17 protein-coding genes are annotated in these 19,247 nt (G+C 48.1%); 11 read left to right on the top strand and 6 right to left on the bottom strand.

Going from position 1 to position 19,247, the window contains the following annotated elements:
• The first annotated feature begins 10 nt into the window (after nt 1–10).
• The 8 genes from LC073_RS05485 (at nt 11) to glpQ (ending at nt 9,518) form a co-directional block, all read left to right on the top strand.
• The gene (locus LC073_RS05485; protein WP_226644535.1) at nt 11–1,315 is read left to right on the top strand and encodes a hypothetical protein; all 1,305 of its coding nucleotides are present in this window, start codon (nt 11–13) and stop codon (nt 1,313–1,315) included.
• Nucleotides 1,305–2,387 carry a vWA domain-containing protein gene (locus LC073_RS05480; protein ID WP_226644532.1) on the top strand — a complete coding sequence of 361 codons (1,083 nt, stop codon included), beginning with the start codon at nt 1,305–1,307 and terminating at the stop codon, nt 2,385–2,387. The genes LC073_RS05485 and LC073_RS05480 overlap by 11 nt, the downstream gene beginning before the upstream one ends.
• Nucleotides 2,384–3,388 (top strand): VWA domain-containing protein, encoded by a 1,005-nt coding sequence (locus LC073_RS05475; protein WP_226644529.1) that lies wholly within the window; start codon nt 2,384–2,386, stop codon nt 3,386–3,388. The genes LC073_RS05480 and LC073_RS05475 overlap by 4 nt, the downstream gene beginning before the upstream one ends.
• 23 nt (nt 3,389–3,411) lie before the next feature.
• Nucleotides 3,412–4,080 carry a hypothetical protein gene (locus LC073_RS05470; protein ID WP_226644526.1) on the top strand — a complete coding sequence of 223 codons (669 nt, stop codon included), beginning with the start codon at nt 3,412–3,414 and terminating at the stop codon, nt 4,078–4,080.
• 11 nt (nt 4,081–4,091) lie between these two features.
• Nucleotides 4,092–4,754, top strand: coding sequence for a hypothetical protein (locus tag LC073_RS05465; protein ID WP_226644523.1), 663 nt, complete (start codon nt 4,092–4,094; stop codon nt 4,752–4,754).
• Nucleotides 4,755–4,781: 27 nt separating this feature from the next.
• Nucleotides 4,782–6,242, top strand: coding sequence for a M48 family metalloprotease (locus LC073_RS05460; RefSeq protein ID WP_226644520.1), 1,461 nt, complete (start codon nt 4,782–4,784; stop codon nt 6,240–6,242).
• Nucleotides 6,243–6,595: 353 nt separating this feature from the next.
• Nucleotides 6,596–8,227 carry a long-chain-fatty-acid--CoA ligase gene (locus LC073_RS05455; protein ID WP_226644518.1) on the top strand — a complete coding sequence of 544 codons (1,632 nt, stop codon included), beginning with the start codon at nt 6,596–6,598 and terminating at the stop codon, nt 8,225–8,227.
• Nucleotides 8,228–8,420: 193 nt separating this feature from the next.
• Entirely contained in the window at nt 8,421–9,518 is a 1,098-nt protein-coding gene (gene glpQ / locus LC073_RS05450; protein ID WP_226644515.1) for a glycerophosphodiester phosphodiesterase, read from the top strand.
• Nucleotides 9,519–9,553: 35 nt separating this feature from the next.
• Here the strand turns inward: glpQ and LC073_RS05445 are convergent, their stop codons facing one another.
• The 3 genes from LC073_RS05445 to LC073_RS05435 form a co-directional block, all read right to left on the bottom strand.
• Nucleotides 9,554–10,333, bottom strand: a complete 780-nt coding sequence (locus LC073_RS05445) for an enoyl-CoA hydratase (protein WP_226644512.1) — start codon at nt 10,331–10,333, stop codon at nt 9,554–9,556.
• A 380-nt stretch (nt 10,334–10,713) separates the two neighbouring features.
• Nucleotides 10,714–11,634: a dimethylarginine dimethylaminohydrolase family protein gene (locus LC073_RS05440; protein ID WP_226644509.1), complete on the bottom strand. Its 921-nt coding sequence runs from the start codon at nt 11,632–11,634 to the stop codon at nt 10,714–10,716.
• An 85-nt stretch (nt 11,635–11,719) separates the two neighbouring features.
• A complete protein-coding gene (locus LC073_RS05435; RefSeq protein WP_226644506.1) occupies nt 11,720–12,967 on the bottom strand; it encodes a Zn-dependent hydrolase in 1,248 nt (415 codons plus the stop codon).
• A gap of 128 nt (nt 12,968–13,095) precedes the next feature.
• Between LC073_RS05435 and LC073_RS05430 the strand changes: the two genes are divergently transcribed.
• On the top strand, nt 13,096–13,878 hold the full coding sequence (locus LC073_RS05430) for a tryptophan 2,3-dioxygenase (RefSeq protein WP_226644503.1): 783 nt from the start codon (nt 13,096–13,098) through the stop codon (nt 13,876–13,878).
• Between the two features lie 131 nt (nt 13,879–14,009).
• On the opposite strand, the gene LC073_RS05425 is transcribed toward LC073_RS05430, so the two are convergent.
• Together LC073_RS05425 and LC073_RS05420 are read right to left on the bottom strand one after the other, a co-directional pair.
• Nucleotides 14,010–14,432: an ExbD/TolR family protein gene (locus tag LC073_RS05425; RefSeq protein WP_226644501.1), complete on the bottom strand. Its 423-nt coding sequence runs from the start codon at nt 14,430–14,432 to the stop codon at nt 14,010–14,012.
• Between the two features lie 186 nt (nt 14,433–14,618).
• Nucleotides 14,619–15,071, bottom strand: a complete 453-nt coding sequence (locus LC073_RS05420; RefSeq protein WP_226644498.1) for a methylglyoxal synthase — start codon at nt 15,069–15,071, stop codon at nt 14,619–14,621.
• A gap of 160 nt (nt 15,072–15,231) precedes the next feature.
• Here LC073_RS05420 and LC073_RS05415 point away from each other — a divergent pair, with 160 nt between their 5' ends.
• Nucleotides 15,232–15,636, top strand: a complete 405-nt coding sequence (locus LC073_RS05415) for a hypothetical protein (protein ID WP_226644495.1) — start codon at nt 15,232–15,234, stop codon at nt 15,634–15,636.
• 1,589 nt (nt 15,637–17,225) lie between these two features.
• The gene (locus tag LC073_RS05410; protein WP_226644494.1) at nt 17,226–18,119 is read left to right on the top strand and encodes a hypothetical protein; all 894 of its coding nucleotides are present in this window, start codon (nt 17,226–17,228) and stop codon (nt 18,117–18,119) included.
• A 77-nt stretch (nt 18,120–18,196) separates the two neighbouring features.
• Here LC073_RS05410 and LC073_RS05405 read toward each other — a convergent pair whose 3' ends face one another.
• Entirely contained in the window at nt 18,197–19,129 is a 933-nt protein-coding gene (locus tag LC073_RS05405; protein ID WP_226644490.1) for a phosphoribulokinase, read from the bottom strand.
• Between the last annotated feature and the right edge of the window lie 118 nt (nt 19,130–19,247).

Below are 19,247 nucleotides of genomic sequence, written 5' to 3'. Positions count from 1 at the left end.
GGAATTCTCCATGGGACAAGGTGTCCTTGAAATCAATGACTGTGGTTTAAGAGTTTTTATCGGCACTACAGAAGTTCTGGAAAGCCCCGGGATCGCGGTAATTGAACCGGGACGTATCCATATAGGCACCGCTGCGCAAATGCGTGCACGCAGTCACCCCACTCAGGTTAATAACCAGTTTTGGCGAAGACTCAGCTTGGAATCACTAAAATCGGCCAACCAGCGCTGTCGCCACCACGCCGACCTGGCCTACTGCCACTTACAGGAGATCTCTGAACATTGCGACCTTCCCGATGAGTTGGTACTGGCCGTACCCGGAAACTTTACCCGTGAGCAATTGGCACTGCTGCTCGGAATTATCAAAGAAAGTAATATGAATGTGGTCGGGCTAGTTGATTCAGCAAGCGCAGCTGTTGGCGACTTGGCCCCAGCCGGACTGCATATACATGTGGAATTACAACTACACCAAACCCTGGTCTCCCGCATATGGGTAGATCAGCTCGCCACCATAAAATCGGCGGAGAGTGTTGCCGATGCCGGCCTTTGCCATTTTCATGAAGCCTGGGCAAGAGTATTTACCGATGCCTTTATCATGCAGTGTCGTTTTGACCCGCTGCATTCCGCTGAATCCGAACAACAGCTATACGACTTGATGCCCCAATGGGTCGGCCGTGCTATGAGCCAGGGAGAGGTTCTCGCTGAATTGGATGATCGAACGGCAAAAATCTCTTTACGCCAACTTCAAGACGCCACGGCCCCCATACTTTCCCGTGTGCGGGCAATGATTGAAAACCTTGCCGATAGCAGTAGTGTGAGCTTTATATCCCACCGCTGGGCAGAAATCCCCGGTGGTACGCAATTAGCCCAACGTATGCATCTTCTCGCTAGAGACAGTACAGCTCAATCCATTAAAAATCGCTGGAAAGAGATTCGAAGCCAAGATTCCGCATTGCGACTGGTAAACAGTGTCAGCGCGGCTCCAGAAAGTGAAATCAGTTTGCATCTGGAAGCGCCCTCGGAAGCTGCGGCGACGCACCTGCTATATGGTCATCGTGCTCTTGCGGCACAGCAACCTCTATTTGTTTTTTGGCATGAGGATAAGTTCCAGGTAACACCCACTCCACCAGAACATCCAGCGGCAACCGTTACCAATCATGCGGGACGCCTGGCATTAAGAGTGGATGCGGGAATTCGCCTTATGCTCAATGGAGAGGAAATTGCCGCGCCGGTTAATCTCAACGCCGGCGATATAATCGGAATTGCAGACCGGCACGACGTTATAACAGCAATCAGCGTAGAACGTTATGAGACGTAAGCAGCGCCGCTTTTCCACTTTCAGCCTATCTTTTCTGGACATCATGTCATGTGGATTCGGTGCAGTTGCTCTGATTTTTCTCATCATCAAGCATGGTTCCGATCATGAAATCGAGGTGGAAACCGAGGATCTGAGTGCCGAAGTAAACCTGCTACAGGAAGAGGTCGTTCTCGGCGAAGAGCACCTTGTATTGGCACGCAACACCCTGGATATCGTCAGCGATGAACTGGCAGAAGCCCAAGGACTGGCACGCCGTATCCTCGATCAAATTGAAGAGGTAAAAGGCAATATTGCCGAAGTAGATAGTATCGATGAAAAGGAAGATATAAAAAGATTACAGGACAAACTCAAAAAACTGGAACAGGCAAAAAAAGACCTGGAAGAAGAGAATAAGAAACTCGGCAATAATGTTCGAAAATATACTGGTGATGGCGATCGACAGTATCTCACAGGGCTTCGCCTTGGCGGAAACCGAATTCTAATCCTACTCGATGCCTCAGCATCAATGCTTGGTGATGAGCTTATCAAAGTCATTCGCGCCCGAAATATGTCCTCAAGAGTTAAACGCCAGACAGAAAAATGGCGACGAGCTATTAATACCGTTTCCTGGCTTACCGCCCAGCTACCACCAGACAGCCAGTACCAGATCTATACTTTCAATACATCATTTCGCGCCGCAATTGCCGGAACAGAAGATCGTTGGCTAAATGTGGATGATCGCGACCAGCTGGATAAAGCGATCAAAGAATTAGATGAAATTGTGCCAGAAAATGGCACTAGCTTGGAAAGGGTATTCAATGCCATTCACGCCATGACGCCTTTACCCGATAACATTATTCTGATCACTGATGGTCTGCCTACCCAAGGTATGAAACCACCCCGCGGAGCCACTATCTCAGGCAGGGAGAGGCGTAATTTGTTTAAAAGCGCAGTAAAAGTCCTTCCCGCAAATGTACCAGTCAACATTATTCTCACTCCCATGGAGGGCGACCCTTTTGCTGCCAGTGAATTCTGGAAGCTAGCCATGCAAACACAGGGATCTTTTCTCGCACCATCGAGGGACTGGCCATGATCGGTTCGTCAAAGAAAAGGCGCCAAGAAGAATTTAGCATCTCCTTTCTCGATGTAATTTGCTGTGGGTTTGGCGCCATTGTGCTGTTATTGATGATTGCGAAAACCGCCGAGCCCATTGTTCTTGAAGAGGCAGAGGTAGATCTGGAAGCTCAAGTTATTGAGCTCCAACAACAAATCGCAGAGATTCGTGGAGAAACAACCATTCTTAATCGGGATCTCAACGCCAAGCGCGAACAAATTGATATCGAGCGCAAACGCATAGCCAACCTACGTGGAGAGCTGGAAGCCCTGCAAGCAGTCTACGCCAGTAAAACCGAAGGCCAAAGTGAAGAGGGTAAGTTAAAGGGTGAGTTGACCATCGCTTTGCAATCAATGACGGAAGAAATGCGCCGTTTACTCGGTGAAAACTACCAGCGCAAAAATAATGTCATCGGCGGGATACCCGTCGATAGTGAGTACATTCTTTTCATAATCGACACCTCCGGCAGTATGTTTAATTATGGCTGGGACCGCATGATGGCGGAAATGGTTAACACTCTCGACCTCTATCCCAATGTCAAAGGTATCCAGATAATGAATGACATGGGTGACTACATGTTCTTCAACTACCGAAACAAATGGATCCCCGACACCCCTGGGCGCCGCCAAGCAATTCTCCAACGATTAAAAACCTGGAACCCTTTTAGTAACTCCAGCCCCGTCGAGGGCATACAAAAAGCCGTCCGAAGCTTCTACGATCCCAGCAAAAAAATCAGTATTTATGTTCTCGGTGATGAATTTACTGGTAAATCCATACGCAATGTCATGTTGGCAGTGGATCGGGTCAATGCCCAACATGGAGAAGGCAAGCGCAATATTCGCATTCACGCAGTGGGATTCCCCATACAGTTTTCCAGACCACCGCATTTACAAACTACCGGACTTCGCTTTGCCGCTTTGATGCGAGAACTGACTTATCGCAATGGCGGCACTTTTGTTGGACTTAACGATTTTCGCTAGCTGATTGATACCAGGAGTCATTCATGAAGTACAGGATAAAGGAGGATTCCACATTTCATCTGGCGATTGTGGTTCTTCTCTCTCTAATTGTCGCAGCCTGCTCACATACAGTTCAGGTTGAAGGAAATTATCCAGCCCCTGTAGGCCATCAACTTCCTCTTTCGGTTGGGATCTACCTCAGTGAGGATTTCAAGAATTACACCTATCAAGAAGATAGTGAAGACCGTGAAGAGTGGAAAATAAATACTGGAAGAGCCCAGGAAAATTTGTTCGAAACAGTTCTAGGTTCCATGTTTATCAACACGGTTTCTTTGTCTGAATACCCTAAGGATGTACCCGCTAATGTCGAGCTGGTTATAGTTCCTGAGGTCCGTGAACTCCAGTTCACCATGCCGAGAGAAACCAAAGTCAATATTTTTGAGGTCTGGATCAAGTATGACATGAACGCCTATGACTCCCAGGGAAACCAGGTGGCCAGCTGGGTGATTACCGCTTACGGAAAAACACCGACAGCCTTTCTGCAATCTCAGGAGCAAGCTTTAACCCAAGCTATCAACATAGCTTTACGTGATGCTGGAGCAACCTTATATACAGGTTTCGAAAAGGTGCCAGAACTACAGGCATTTCTTTCTGGAAAGGTCAGATCTGCTTCATTACAGGAATTTAAAGTGAAGTCCCCACAGGCTGAATAGAGGATTTTATTGTGTTCAAGCCATTCATTATTTTAACCCTGGCATTCCTCAGCGGCTGCACCACGGTAGTTATTGATGAGTACAGACGCAGCGATGGTGAACTCGCAGCGGGGGATTCAGTGGTGATATTAGGGCGCCGCCACTCCAGTGACTACGAAACAGAGCCCAACCTTATCGCCTGTGTCGGCAGGGAGCTACACAATCCGGAGATGGGGGTTAACATTATCCCCGAAAAAGAGTTTGTGGATATTATGTATCCCTGGTTCGAACCCAGAACCGCACCAATGCATGTGCGTTCACTCGATCGCCTGATGGAGAATAAAGAAGTTCGCGAGCGCATGGAATCCTATGGGGTGAAATACATAGTCTGGATAGACGGTTCCACAGAAACCACTGCCAGTGCGGGTTCTATAAGCTGCACCATCAGTACCGGCGGGGCCGGCTGCTTTGGTTTCGGTACCTGGGATAAGGAATCCGATTATGAAGCAGCCGTGTGGGATTTTCGTGACCGGGAGCTCTCCGGAAAACTCAGCGCAGACGCCAAGGGTACATCTTATATGCCCGCTATCGTAATTCCGATCCCTCTGATCGCACGGGTACAGAACAACGCTTGTAAAGGGATGGCGGTGCAGCTACAGCAGTTCTTGATACCCGCAGCCAGAACAAGTTCATAAACAAACATAAGCAGGGAGGCTGAGGTAATGCTGAATTTTATTCGATTGTGCGTATTTATACTGCTTGCCGCATGTACGGCATGTGCATTCAATCCGGCCACCAACCGCCCAGATCTGGTATTGATGTCAGAAGACAAGGAAATTTCTATTGGCAAGGAAATGCATAAAGAGCTGATAGAAAATACACCTATTTACCAGGACCCAGTACTTACTGCCTATATTGATCATGTTGGACAAAAGGTAGCAGCAGCCAGCGACAGACCGGATATTAAATATCATTTCACCATTATCGACAGCCAGGACATCAATGCTTTTGCTCTGCCTGGAGGTTATGTCTATATCAATCGCGGCCTGCTCACCTACCTTCACTCAGAAGCGGAAATGGCAGCCGTTCTTGCACATGAGATTGGACATATTACCGCACGCCATGCGGTTCGGCAGAAGACAGCAGCCACCGGTGCCAGTGCCGCATCAGTATTATCTGTACTGGTTACCGGCAGCCGTGTTGTCGGTGATGCAGCTAACCTCTGGAGTACCGCTGCGGTAAAAGGCTATGGCAGGGAGATGGAATTAGAGGCGGACCGCTTCGGTGCTCAATACATGTACAAAGCCGGCTATGATCCTGCAGCCATGATCAGTGTGATCGGCATATTAAAAGACCAGGAAACCTTTGCCCGTAGGCGTGCGCGTATCGAGGGAAAGAAACCCCAGACGTATCATGGTGTTTTCTCTACTCACCCTCGAAATGATATTCGCCTACAGGAAGTGGTCAAGGCAGCAGGCACTCTTCCTGAAGAAAGCAAAGATGTAAAAGTAGCCTACTATCGCGAGAAAACCGATGGCTTAGTATATGGCGACAACGCTAGACAATCCAATAAAAATCGCTTTAATCACAAACGCCTAGGATTCTCACTACTGTTTCCCGACGGCTGGACAGTAACCAACCAGCGCTCTTCCATTGTAGGCTCAGCCCCAGATAACTCAGCAACTATTACTATCAAGGTTGCTAAACGTGAGGGTAATCAACCCGCAGATATGGCCTTGAGAGAAGAATATGACTTACGCAAGCTGGAACAAGGTGAAAAACTGAATCAATATCAACTTGAGGGCCACACAGGAAAAGTCCCCTCTGTCGAAAAAGTAAAAGTTGAGCCGGATAGGGTTGCGATTATCTACTACGGCAGTCGACAATTCATACTGGAGGGTAAAATCACCGATACAACCTCCCATAAAAAAGATGACCTTGAACAATATGACAGCATGTTTTTAACCAGTATTCGCAGCTTCAGACCCTTGCGGGAAACCGATATCGTAGAGAAGGATATACGACGGCTTCGCTACGTAAAAGCCACAGATAAAACCACCTTTTCCTCTTTAGCACGGCATATGGAGATTGGTGAATACGCTGAGGAACAGTTACGACTTCTCAACGGTTATTATCCTCGTGGCGAACCTGAACCCGGCGAATGGATCAAAATAGTACAATAAAAAAATAGGGCTTAAGTTTTACTATTGTCCTTAATATTTATAATGATATTCTGCATTTCTAACACAAATTACCCAGAGAGTTAAAAAAAAGCGGCGGTATTTAAAGTAGAGTAATAACCCTTTCATTAGAGCTACTTAACAACAAGGATAAGTAAAGAATATACTGCCCCTGGAGCCTTTGTGTAAGGGATATCATTAATGTGTAGAAAAAGGTATGTTTATAGCCAGCCTCCAGGACAGCACATTATTTGCTTAAAACCAGAAAATAATTGATAGTCCTGTGAATATCACTTTTCATACTCTGATGGATAAAGCACCGAAAGTGATCATAACCATAATAATAGGAGCTATAAATGAACGGCATGATGATGCAGTCTCAACTTACCCTCACTGGTATTATGCAGCACGCCTTAAGCAATTCACCCAATAGTGAAATTGTTTCAGTTACTGAGGATAATCCTCGGTTCCGCTACACCTATAAAGAGGCTTTTAAACGCTCTGCCCAGCTTGCCCAGGCTCTATCCAGACTGGGGGCCAAACACGGTGATCGTATCGGAACCCTGGCCTGGAATGATCATCGCCACTTTGAACTCTACTACGCAACATCATGTAGCGGACTTGTTTGTCACACCATCAATCCACGTTTATTCCCTGAACAAGTTCACTATATTGTCGAACACGCCGAGGACCGTTGGCTGTTTATTGATCCTATTTTTGTTCCGCTAATTGAGAAACTAGCCGATAGGCTCGCCAGCGTAGAGGGCTTTATCGTTTTGACTGATAAAGCACATATGCCCCAAAGCACTCTGAAAAACTACTTTTGCTATGAGGAGCTCCTCAGTAATCATCCCGGCGATTTCCAGTGGCCGGAACTAGATGAGCAGAGTGCCGCCGCTCTTTGCTATACCTCAGGTACCACAGGCAACCCTAAGGGCGTGCTCTATTCTCACCGCGCGATGACATTACACACCTACGGGGTGCTCATGCCGGATGCCTTTGCCATCCGCCATAATGAAGCCATCCTTCCCGTTGTACCCATGTTTCATGTTAATGCTTGGTCTATTCCCTATGCGGCACCAGCCGTTGGCGCCAAGCTGGTGCTGCCCGGCCCTAAAATGGGTTGCGGCGAGACACTCAGCCGCCTTATGCAACAGGAGTCTGTCACTATTGCCGCAGGCGTGCCTACCGTTTGGTTGGCACTACTCAAATACCTGCGCGAAACCGGGGAAACCATCCCCAGCCTAAACCGTGTGGTCGTCGGCGGTTCTGCCTGCCCCTGGAGTATCATGGAAGAGTTTGAGGAAAAGCATGGTGTCTACACACATCATGCCTGGGGTATGACAGAGATGAGCCCTCTGGGTACCTACAATGCTCGAGTGGACGACAAATTGCCGGCAGATGAATCCAAAGCTCTGCGCCTAAAACAGGGGCGCGCAGGATTTGGAGTGGAAATGCGTATTATCGATCCCCTGGGTAGTCCCCTGCCTCACGATGGTATTGCATTTGGGGCCCTACAGGTACGAGGCCCTTGGGTTTGCGAGCGCTACTATAAAGCTGAAGAGTCTGCGCTTACTACTGATGGTTGGTTTGATACCGGAGACGTAGCCACTATAGATCCTTTTGGATACCTGACCATTACTGACCGCACCAAGGACGTGATCAAATCCGGGGGAGAATGGATTTCTTCCATAGAGCTGGAAAATTTTGCCATGACCCTTGATGGTGTTGCCGAGGCAGCAGTCATTGGCATACCTCATGAAAAATGGGCTGAGCGGCCATTATTGATAGTTGTACCAGAGACCGGCAAGAAACTCGAAACCAAGAAAATTCTGGCAACCTATCAAGGACGTTTTGCAAAATGGTGGATTCCCGATGACTGCATCATCATCTCAGATATCCCCCATACCGCTACAGGAAAAATCAGCAAGAAAGACTTGCGAAAACAATTTTCGCAACATTTATGGTCCCAAGAGGTATCAGTATAAAGTACCTGCATAAAGCCAAGTATTTTCGATAACTATACTAACCGGGCAATCAGCCCGGTTAAATTCTTAAAAAACTGTGATGATAGTTAAATGCTCGATGGTTCACACTCTTTAAAGCTTCCTTAATACTGATATATCTTTGTCATATTCTTTTGCTAGAAAGCTTCCCACACTTATCTGGGATCTCTTGCAAATGTTCAAAAGAATTCTGTCTACATTACTGATTATCGGTTCCGCCACTGCGAACATCACTTGTGCCGAAAGCAACGTGGATGTTGCCAAGCACACCATGGTAATCGCACATAGAGGTGCATCGGCTTATTTACCAGAGCACACCCTCGAAGCAAAGGCCATGGCCTATGCTATGCGACCGGATTATATCGAGCAGGATTTGGTACTTAGTAAAGATGACCACCTAATCGTAATGCATGATATCTATCTCGATAGCACAACCAATGTTGCGAAAGTATTTCCAGCACGCTCCCGTGAAGATGGGCACTACTACACTATCGATTTTACTTTGGAAGAACTAAAAAAACTCCAGGTCACTGAAACCTTTTCCATGGGAGAAGATGGACCTCAAGCAAAGTATCCAAATCGTTTCCCTTTATGGAAGTCCAGTTTCCAACTATCCACGTTCGAAGAAGAATTAGAATTAATTCAGGGATTAAATAAATCCCTTGGATATGAAATCGGCATTTATCCTGAAATTAAAAAGCCCTATTTTCACCACTGGGAGGGCAAAGATATCGCTTCAATCGTCTTACTAAAACTCAAGGAATATGGTTATAGCGATAAACAGCAAAAAATTTTCCTACAGTGCTTCGATGCTGAGGAATTACAGCGCATCAAGTTTGAATTAATGCCGGCAATGGGTATAGATCTTCCCCTAGTTCAGCTTATTGCAGCAACAAGCTGGGGAGAAAAGCTAATTGACGTTGACGGTACAATAAAAAATTATGATTACGATTGGATGCTGGAGCGCGGCGGCTTGCGTAAAATTGCCAGCTATGCCGATGGCATCGGCCCCTGGTACCCCATGTTAATGGAAGTTGAGGATGGCCGGCCAAGGGCTAATAATGTAGTTCGTCGGGCCCATCGCAGAAATCTTCAGGTTCACCCCTACACTTTCCGCGCCGAACCTGAAAATCTGCCAGAGGAATTCGAAAATTTTAACCAATTCCTCCACTTTGCCGCCTACCAACTGCAAGTCGATGGAATTTTCACTGACCAGCCCGATCAAGCTGTCAATTACCTTTCCCGCCCTCACCATGGAAAACGTGGATACTGAGTAACAAAAAAATGGCCGCTTAAGCGGCCATTTTTTTAATCGAACTTGGAGAAGTCTGCAGGACGCTTCTCCATAAAGGCAGTCGCCGCTTCTTTGAATTCCTCAGAAGTAAGACGGTCCTGGAAGTGACGTCCCTCCTCCTGAATAAACTCCAAACCCTTTTCCTGAGTTGCACGGCGCAGTAGCTGCTTAGATAACCGAACAGCGGCAGGTGCCTTAGCCGCTAGTTCAGCAGCCACCTCTCGGGCACGTACAATTGCCTGTTCAGGCTCCACTGCCGCATTGCAGATCCCAATATCTACCGCTTCTTGAGCACTAAATTTTTTGCCCAACAGCAATAGCTCCGATGCTTTTGCGTGGCCGGCAATACGTGGTAGCAGATAACTGGAACCGTACTCTGGACAGAGGCCCAGGTTGACAAACGGCATCTGGAACATAGCATCGTGCCCAGCAAATGAAAGATCACAGTGCAACAGCATGGTGGTGCCGATACCTACTGCCGGGCCATTAACAGCTGCCACTACCGGTTTGGGAAAGTTGTAGAGCGCACTCATAAACTGAAATACCGGGGACTCCTCTCCCTCTGCAGCGCCGCCGAGAAAATCTGCCAAATCGTTACCACTGGTAAAAATACCTTCAGCGCCAGTGAGGATAACTACGCGGATTTCACTATTATTGACAGCACTATTGAGCAGCTCCGCCATGGCGGTGTACATAGCCATGGTCAGTGCATTTTTGCGCTCAGGGCGATTGATGGATATTTCCAGGATACGCTCGTTGACCTGGGCCTGAATTTCCGCGCATGCGCTTTGCATAATGTTCTCCGGGTTCGAATCATTTGAGACTGATAGACAGGCGTTAGTGGCTAAAAAAACAGAGCTGCGAATAAGCACAGCACTCTTGATAGTAGTTCCTGGATACTAATAAGATCGATGCCTAAGGGTGCAACCCCCAAGAGAGCTGATCACAGTCGATAGGCGCACAATTGCACTGCAACCCCCCGAAGGGAAGCAACTTATATCTTATTAGTTAGCACAAAAGGCTTGATATCCGGATTAATAGCCGCGAGCCGCCTTTGACAGGCGATTCATATTAACCGCTGCACTCACAGAGGCGAGTTCATAAACAACCACATTCGTTGACGGGAATAGCCCGGTAGACCACTGGTCATCGGGCTATCCTTGCAGATTGCCTACTAAGGCTTTAGTGCGGAATCTCTGCGCAGAGGCTGGCACATACAGTGAACACCACCTCCCCCGGGAGTAATCATGGAAATATCCGGATCAATTACCTCCAGTCCATGGGCCCGGCACTTCTCTGCAAGGCCGGTATTGGCTTTGGGTAGCATCACTCGATCATTCCCCAGGGCCACCACATTGACTCCCAGCTCCAGCACTTGTGGGAAGGGAATATCAATAATCTCGATATTGCGACTCTTAAACCACTGCACCAACTCTGGCTCCACCGCATCGACACAGATAGCCGCAAGCTTTTCCGCCAACATCGCCACCATAACATCGATATGCAGGAAGAAAGGATCAAACTGGTAGCCTTTCACTTCCCAGCCCTCTTTCTCTACCCAGCTCTTCATCTGTGCAAAGCCCTGGGGACTGGTGCGCTCACCGGAATAGCCGCACAAAATAACGCCCGGCTCCAGCACCATAAAATCCCCACCTTCCAATGAGCCGGCAGTAATGACATCGTAGATAGGGATTTCCAGTTCAGCATACTTCTTGACGATGGGAGCCCACTCCCCCCGGCGCCAGGGGCTAAACATTTGCGTAACAATTGGCCCCCAGGGAGTCATTACTGAAGAATCACGCCCGTAGATTTGATAAGGCAGGCTGCTGTCCGCCGGGATCAGATGGGTAGTAACTCCCGCATGGCGGTAGGCATCCAGCATTTCTTTGTGTTGCGTTTCAGCCACTTTGTGGTCGAACTGCATTCCCAAACGCTCGGCGCGGCGGGCGCTGGCATTTCCTGTACGCCAGCTGAAATTATCCACCGGACCGATTAGTACATCGCGCAATACGCCGTACTCAGAGTCCATTCCCCAGTTAGTCAGTGGAACAGTACCGCCGTTGTCCTTACGGTACTTCAAGGTAAATTCACTCATGATCAATCCAAATCTGTTTATAGAACTACGGCTAGTCCTGCGGACTCGCCAGGTATTCTCGTTTCATATTGATTAGCAGGAATCATCAGCCCATTTCGGCGCTATTTAACATGGCGTGTAACAACACATTACAGCCGGCCTCGAGGTGTCCCGGTTCAGCCGACTCCGCCTCATTGTGTGAAAGCCCCCCGGCACAGGGCACGAAAATCATTGACACGGGTGCAACCCGGGAAACATAAACCGAGTCGTGCCCAGCCCCAGAAACCATCTTGCGATGACTGTAACCCAAATTTTGCACTGCACTATCTACCGCCTCGATACAGCCTTTATCGAAAGCCACCGGCGGTGAGTACCACTCTTCGCGCACATCAATGGCGACACCACTGGCTTCCTGAACCTGCTCAGCCACCCGATAGAGGGTGCGGTGCAAGTGCTCCAATCCTTCCGGTGTCGGATGACGCAAATCCAGTGCAAGTACAACTTTTTCCGGCACCGTGTTGCGGCTGCCTGGTGCTGCGCGTAAATCGCCACAAGTAATTCGGGCATCTACGGAGTAAGCCCTCACTTCCCCATAAAGCTTTTCACACAGCGATGCCATAGCCTGGACGGGGTCGCGGCGATCCTCCATCGGAGTGGGCCCCGCGTGGCAGGGGGTTCCAAAAAAGGTCACATCGTACCAACGAATCCCTTGTACTCCAGTAACAACACCAATCACCTGATCTTGCTTTTCTAAAATAGGCCCCTGCTCAATATGTGTCTCAAAGGCAGCCTTAATCGGTGCGGGTTGGACAGGTTCAGGGCCTAAATATCCGATGCGCTCCAGCTCCTGGCCAATCGTAACCCCGGATTTATCCATACGACTGTGGCCATAATCGAGGCTGAACTCTCCAGCCCAAACTCCAGATCCCACCATAGCAGGGGAGAAGCGAGCCCCTTCTTCGTTAGTCCACACCACGACTTCCAGGGGTGCCTTGGTTCGAATCCCACGTTCCTCAAGGGTACGCAACACCTCGAGACCAGCCAATACACCGTAAACCCCATCAAACTTTCCGCCGGTGGGCTGGGTGTCCAGGTGTGATCCTGTAATCACTGCGGGCAGATCATTGTCGATACCAGGGCGACGGGCGAAGATATTCCCCATGCGATCTACACGAATTTCACAGCCGATTTCTCGACACCAGCGAACAAACAGATCACGCCCTTTGCGATCCTCATCGGTTAGTGCCTGCCGGTTACAACCACCAGCTGGGGTTGCTCCTATTTCAGCCATTTTCATAAGGCTTTGCCAGAGACGCGCGCCGTCGATACGCATTTTTTGTGCGGGGTTTTCCATTCAAAGAACTCCGGGCCTAATATTGAAGATCATACTAATCGCTTTACCAAAACTTATGCTTTGATCCGGGCAGATTAAAGAGAGCATTATTTCGCCATTGATCAAAACTCGACCAGGAATACGTTTAAATGACTCTCACCTATAGCTCATACTTAAAAATTGACGAGCTGCTTGAGTGCCAGAAACCCCTTTCAGATGGCCCTGAGCACGATGAATTACTATTTATTGTGATACACCAGAGCTATGAGCTGTGGTTTAAGCAAATGTTACATGAACTGGATTTTCTGGTGCGGCTCTTCAATAACGGAGAACGTAACCGCGCCCTACATACCCTAAAACGGGTAGATGCGATCTATCGAACTCTGATTCAACAAGTCGATATCCTCGAGACCCTGACACCATTGGAGTTCTTATCATTCCGGGATCGCCTATCAAGCGCCAGTGGTTTTCAATCGTTTCAGTTCCGTGAATTGGAGTTCCTCTACGGGGCCAAAGATCCAAAAAAACTGGAGAACTATGAGCCCGATTCCCGCCACTACCAGTGCCTACTGAAGCGGTTGGAAGCTCCAACCTTATGGGATGCATTCTTGAGATTCCTGGTTCATGAAGGTTACCCGGTACCTGCGCAAGAGTTAAATAGGGACTTTCGTCAAATTGCCTTACCTTCCACCGCGATACAAAAAGTTCTGATCGATATCTATCGCAATGACCCCCTGCTGAGTGAGATCTGCGAAGCTCTGGTCGATATCGATTCTTCTTTACAACAATGGCGCTACCGGCATGTAAAAATGGTAGAACGGACGATTGGCAGCAAGGTGGGTACCGGTGGCTCCAGCGGTGTTGGATACCTGAAGAACACTCTATTCAAAGCAGTATTTCCTGATCTCTGGGCCATCCGCGCTGAGCTCTAACACTCCAAGACCCACATCCCCTGTAAAGAGGTTCCGTTTTTGACTTTCGGCAGATTGGAACAAACATAAAAAAAGCCAGCATATTGCTGGCTTTTGATTTTCCTGCAGAAGCAAGTTTACTTCGCGCTGGCTTACTTCTCGAAAGGCACCAAAGATACCTGGATAGCAGGGCTCACTTCCCTGGCGGCATCTGCGATCTGTACATAGGTGTCGGCACTGGACTTGTTGTGCGCACGTACAATCACCATGGCCTGAGGATTCTCGGCATACAGCTGTGCGATTCGAGCGCGAACAGCGCGGCTATCGATACGGTTGCCGGCCAGGGTGATCTCATCGTTAGCATTTACGACCAGCAGGATATTTTGCTTGTCCGGATCAGGCTCATTCTGTTTTGTTTGATTCGGATCAGGCACATTTACGTCCAACGCTTTTTCTTTTACAAAGGACGCCGTTACGATAAAGAAGATCAGCATGATGAACACTACGTCCAGCATGGGCGTCAGGTCGATATCCGCCTTTTCTTCTTCTACGGCCTTTCCGCGTCGTCTACTCATAAAACACCGTGCTGTTATCAAATACCAAGGGTGCCGGTTTAACCGGTCTCATCTGGTGGGCAAGATTGCCGCGAATCGCCAGGCATTGCAAGCACAACCTATAACCTAAGGAAATATCCCATATAAATCAATGAGTTACACTAAAACCCCCAGACAATCAGATCAATTTTTGATCGAAAAGTCCGACTAACGCTGTTCCAAATAACGCTGGTAATCGGGTACTTCCCGGTCAAATTCGCACTCCATTAGGGTCGACTGGATGATCATATCGGCACTACTCGAGTTACAGGCCACGGGAATATTCCAGGCCGCCGCAATCCGCAGCAGCGCCTTTACATCTGGGTCATGTGGCATAGGCTCAAAGGGATCCCAGAAGAAGACTAGTAGGTCTACCACCCCCTCACTAATACGGGCTCCCAATTGCTGATCCCCACCCAAGGGGCCGCTCAGAAGCTTCTCTACTTTGAGACCAGTGGCCTCCTCTATCTTTCCGCCGGTTGTGCCTGTAGCCAAGAGGCTGTGTTTTTCCAGTAGAGAACGGTGTCGAAGGCACCACTGAATCATAGCCCCCTTGCGATTGTCGTGGGCAACCAGAGCGATACGTTTACTCGCAGGTAGCGCCTTAGAGATAAATTCCATAAGGACCTCAATAAAATGTGATTCTTCTATATTATCCCAATCATACAGGAGCAGTTCTCTTTCTATCCGCTTCAACTGAGTATTAAGGAATTGCTTCCGACAGAAATAGGTTCACCCCGGTATAATATTGAAAACCTCGTACCTAAAATAAGGAGAGAATATGAGCGTAGGAGCCTGGGAGCCACAGGTGAGTGGCCAGCAAGAAGAAAACCATTGGGAATTCGACCGGGATCAATTGCAGAGGCTTATCAGTGTCGCCGTCTCTGATAGCAGCCTTAGCGACAAACTAAGTGAGGAAGATCTGAGAGCATCACAGCTTATTCGCCTGCCTGCTCAACAATGGTTAGAAGAAAGCCAACATTGGAATGACGAGCAGCTGTGGCAGCTCATACGCTTCTTTACTCTCGCAGAAATGGAATTGACCGGTTGGGATGCTGGAGCAGAGTCCGCAGTTATTCCCCTGGCAAAAGAGTTACGCCAGCGCAAAGCTCCACTACAAAGAGAGCAACTGCTCTGGATTCGCGAACACTCCAATAACCGCTATCTTCCCTACGGGCCGCTATAATCGATCTACATCGACAGCCATCAATTTAGTAACACGGTGGTAGAGCCACGGGACCACCCTCTATCACCAAGTTCTCACTTAATGGCCATCAACGTCTTAAAAAGAAACACCTTATTACCCTGGTGCAATTAAGAAACCTTTTAACACCCCAGCTTGTATCTCGTGATCTCTGTCACTGACAAAACTCTCTTCAAGGCAATAACAGACTAACGAAAGCCAGCCTGAGCAAGATCAAATTTGTTTTTAGAGAAAGATACTTCGCGGAGTTCAGTTAGAGAGGCTGTCCTTACTACTATTAAGAGATGAACCTTTAGGGACCAAAAAGAATCACGAAAAATCAAGTTGTCACTAGATAACAAAGAACTTCATTCAGATAAGGCTATTCACCTAGTTACGAATATCAAAATCTTTGAGAGTTTACAGCCCAGCAAATACCCACTAACTTTTTGTTACTAGGTTAGTGGCCCGATTAACTAAGGTTGAAACAAGATGAAGACAAGCCGCGTATATTTCACAAAGACTCCATCCTCAAACCCCTGACAAGACAGATCGACTGTTGACACCAACGGGAAAGTTTTTCGTAAATATCGAACTCAAACCAGCCAACATCATTTGCTCGCTCACTAAGCCGGGCAATATCCCTATAAATATAAAGGCTTTATCAATAATCGGTTCGGCGTGCACACTCATAGTGCCTTGTTAAAACTCTCCCTTTCTACAGAACTTAAGGCTTTCAAAGCTAGTCTATGGTTTCCTCTATACTTAATCCACCGTGTGAGCTTTACTCTAATCACGGCTCCTCACAAAACCCTCTCATCAATACTCTCACAGAAAGCCATGCCTCTCCGCTGGGTTTCCTACCAGAACCAGATATCTCTACTAACCAACACATAGCCTGTGACCTAAATAGAGATCCAGAAGTTTCATGAGGTGGCTCAGGGTTTCTTTAACCGCAAAAGCAATTAGAAAACCAAGGCTCTGCCGTTTTTACTCAACAACGAATGAATGGGAACTCTTATCCTCTGAATAAGTCGGCGGAGAATCTCTGCCCCAGCCAACAGACCCGGAAGTATTCATCGATAACACTCCGTTAAGTTTTGTTAACTCAAAACCCCCATCTACACGCAACTCCTCTAACCAGAGTTTGAATGTCGACGGGCCTGCATATTCATATGGATTCAATCTCTTAGGCAAAAATGCAAGCTGTCAATAAACCAGAGGAAATTACTCAACTATTCAATTGCAGTTGCTCATTTTGGTTAATGCTTTGAGGAAAAAACAAAACCACTCTCTACTATGTAAATCCGTTTCAACCACCACAGAAAACTCCCCTTTTAGGTCTTCAAATTGAAAATATATAAAAAAAAGCCAAATTTTTTACATGAAACAGCAAAATTCCTTATAAAACACTTGCATTTAGGTATACAAATAAGCTGCAATTAGCGCCGCTCACTTGGGGGGACTCACTATCAATTGTTTTCTGCCGAAAACAGACGTCTTCAACGGTGCAAATCACTGTGAAGATGGCTGAGAATAATTGATAGGAATGCCCCCATTTAACAAAACAATACTTTTACAGGGAAATTTAAATGGCTACTAAAAAAGCACCCGCAGTCGCCACTAGCGACGTAGCACAATTGGAAGCAGAGCTGCGCTCTCTTACCACCAAACTGGAAAGCACCCGTCTCAAACAAGAGAAGGACCTAACTGCTCAAGTAGAAAAGTTGGCAAACAGTGCCAAGAAAGCCGCAGAGAAAGCGAAAGCTACTCAAGAAAAAGTAAACGCCATTCGCGCTAAGAAGAAAACTCCAGCACAACAAAACCAGCTGAAGAAAGCACGCGATGCGGCCGCAGCGGCCAAAACAGCGGCTGCAGAGGCCAAGACTGCCGCCGCAGAAGCGAAACAAGAGCTGGACAGCATCAAAGCAGCAAACAAGCTTGCCGCTAAAGTAGCCACAGTTGTTGCTAAAGAAGAAGCCGCTATCGCCAAGAAACTGGCTGCTGAAGAGAAAAAGAAAGCCGCTGCAGAAGCCAAAAAAGCTGCAGCTGCGGCCAAGAAAGCAACCGCAGTAAAGAAAAAGCCCGGTCGCCCAGCTAAGGCTGACTCCACCAAGAAGAAGCCTGGCCGTCCAGCCAAGGCCGCTACTACTGAAGAGACTAAGAAAAAGCCTGGTCGCCCAAAGAAAAGCGAAGAAGCTAAAAAGCCTGGTCGTCCAGCCAAAAGCGAAGTCGCCAAGAAGAAGCCTGGCCGTCCAAAGAAAACTGAAACCGAAGCAGCAACAACTGAAGCTGCTCCTGTAAAACGCGGTCGCGGCCGCCCGCCCAAGGCAGAAACTGCTAAAAAGAAGCCCGGTCGCCCGGCCAAAAGCGAAGCAGCCAAGAAAAAGCCAGGGCGCCCCAAAAAAGTTGACGCCGCAACCCCAGCTGCAACTGAAGCTGCTCCTGTAAAGCGCGGCCGCGGTCGTCCGCCCAAGGCTAAGTAAGTCACTTAGCCAATTCAGTTGGAACTACGGCTCCAACTGAATAGACCCCGGCATTCCCCGGGGTCTGCACCTCGGCTCTATTCTCCTCCAGTAGCGAGCCTAATCTCTCGTATACAGTGGTTCTCCCTCAAATACAAAACACAATCAGCCCAGTTGGGCATATCGCTTAAAAGATTTCTTGTTATCCGCTCGTAGTGCTCTATAAAACGGTCCAGCTCAAAGGCCTGCATACCCTTGCCAGTGCGCTCGCGCAATTTTTGTTCCTGCAGTTTACGCCACACAAAAATAGACTCCATTCCTGGGGCACACAACATCACCATGGTATCTACACGCTTAAACAGCTCAATATACGGCCCTTCCAGCTGCTGATTTATAAAATTTCTCCAGAGGCCAGTAGCATCCTCAATCCTTTCCAGTGAATTAATGGGCTGCTGTGGGGTTTCCGATGCCTTAGCACCAAGGCACCAACCCTCAAGAAAGATAAAATCCACCCTGCCCTTATGTACCGGCCATCCTGAGCGAGGAACCCTGTCATCTTTGGATTTATCAAAACGCGGCAAGGGTATTTGGGATTGCTCCCCGGCGTTGCGAAGAGCATCCAGAGTTTCTATTCCCAATTGAACATCGTGAGTGCCCGGCACACCGCGTGTGTATAGGAGCGGGTGAACCTCTTGTGAGAGCTGACGACGCTGCGAACACGTCAGGTAAATATCATCCAGAGAGAAAGTACAACTGTTAAGTCCCTGCTTCGTTAAGATCCGGCAAATAAAATCTGACAGAGTTGACTTGCCAGTACCCTGGCCACCACTGATCCCCACAATCAAGGTTTGCCCTACACGGTGTCGCTCAGCAAGCCATAAAGCCAATGGTAGGTAATAGGCTTCAATCTCCCGGTAAAACTCCGAGGGAAGCCGATGCTGCTGAATAAAACTGTCAATTACTTCTCGTAAGCCTTCTCCGGCTAACTTGTGGCTAAGCTTGGTAATTTCTTCCGGCCAATGTTTAAGCATTTTGTTTCCTAACTACCGATCTAACGGTTTTCTCAACGTTTTCCCCGGCTTTTGCCCCAACTGCTGGTCAAAACCTTTAGTCACAATAAAGAAACGGGGGCATTAGCCCCCGCGAATA

The organism is Microbulbifer variabilis (genome assembly GCF_020524905.1).
Lineage (GTDB): Bacteria > Pseudomonadota > Gammaproteobacteria > Pseudomonadales > Cellvibrionaceae > Microbulbifer > Microbulbifer variabilis_A.
Note: the sequence above shows the minus strand (reverse complement) of the source record. Positions and strands in the feature narration are given on the sequence as shown.

Bases quoted from the DNA above. Each gene is read 5' to 3' on its own strand.
- LC073_RS05455 (WP_226644518.1), top strand. From the start codon at position 6,596: ATGAACGGCATGATGATGCAGTCTCAACTTACCCTCACTGGTATTATG.
- LC073_RS05435 (WP_226644506.1), bottom strand. From the start codon at position 12,967: ATGGAAAACCCCGCACAAAAAATGCGTATCGACGGCGCGCGTCTCTGG.
- LC073_RS05420 (WP_226644498.1), bottom strand. From the start codon at position 15,071: ATGGAATTTATCTCTAAGGCGCTACCTGCGAGTAAACGTATCGCTCTG.
- LC073_RS05485 (WP_226644535.1), top strand. From the start codon at position 11: ATGGGACAAGGTGTCCTTGAAATCAATGACTGTGGTTTAAGAGTTTTT.
- glpQ (WP_226644515.1), top strand. From the start codon at position 8,421: ATGTTCAAAAGAATTCTGTCTACATTACTGATTATCGGTTCCGCCACT.
- LC073_RS05460 (WP_226644520.1), top strand. From the start codon at position 4,782: ATGCTGAATTTTATTCGATTGTGCGTATTTATACTGCTTGCCGCATGT.
- LC073_RS05430 (WP_226644503.1), top strand. From the start codon at position 13,096: ATGACTCTCACCTATAGCTCATACTTAAAAATTGACGAGCTGCTTGAG.
- LC073_RS05440 (WP_226644509.1), bottom strand. From the start codon at position 11,634: ATGAGTGAATTTACCTTGAAGTACCGTAAGGACAACGGCGGTACTGTT.
- LC073_RS05470 (WP_226644526.1), top strand. From the start codon at position 3,412: ATGAAGTACAGGATAAAGGAGGATTCCACATTTCATCTGGCGATTGTG.
- LC073_RS05415 (WP_226644495.1), top strand. From the start codon at position 15,232: ATGAGCGTAGGAGCCTGGGAGCCACAGGTGAGTGGCCAGCAAGAAGAA.
- LC073_RS05445 (WP_226644512.1), bottom strand. From the start codon at position 10,333: ATGCAAAGCGCATGCGCGGAAATTCAGGCCCAGGTCAACGAGCGTATC.
- LC073_RS05425 (WP_226644501.1), bottom strand. From the start codon at position 14,432: ATGAGTAGACGACGCGGAAAGGCCGTAGAAGAAGAAAAGGCGGATATC.
- LC073_RS05405 (WP_226644490.1), bottom strand. From the start codon at position 19,129: ATGCTTAAACATTGGCCGGAAGAAATTACCAAGCTTAGCCACAAGTTA.
- LC073_RS05480 (WP_226644532.1), top strand. From the start codon at position 1,305: ATGAGACGTAAGCAGCGCCGCTTTTCCACTTTCAGCCTATCTTTTCTG.
- LC073_RS05475 (WP_226644529.1), top strand. From the start codon at position 2,384: ATGATCGGTTCGTCAAAGAAAAGGCGCCAAGAAGAATTTAGCATCTCC.
- LC073_RS05410 (WP_226644494.1), top strand. From the start codon at position 17,226: ATGGCTACTAAAAAAGCACCCGCAGTCGCCACTAGCGACGTAGCACAA.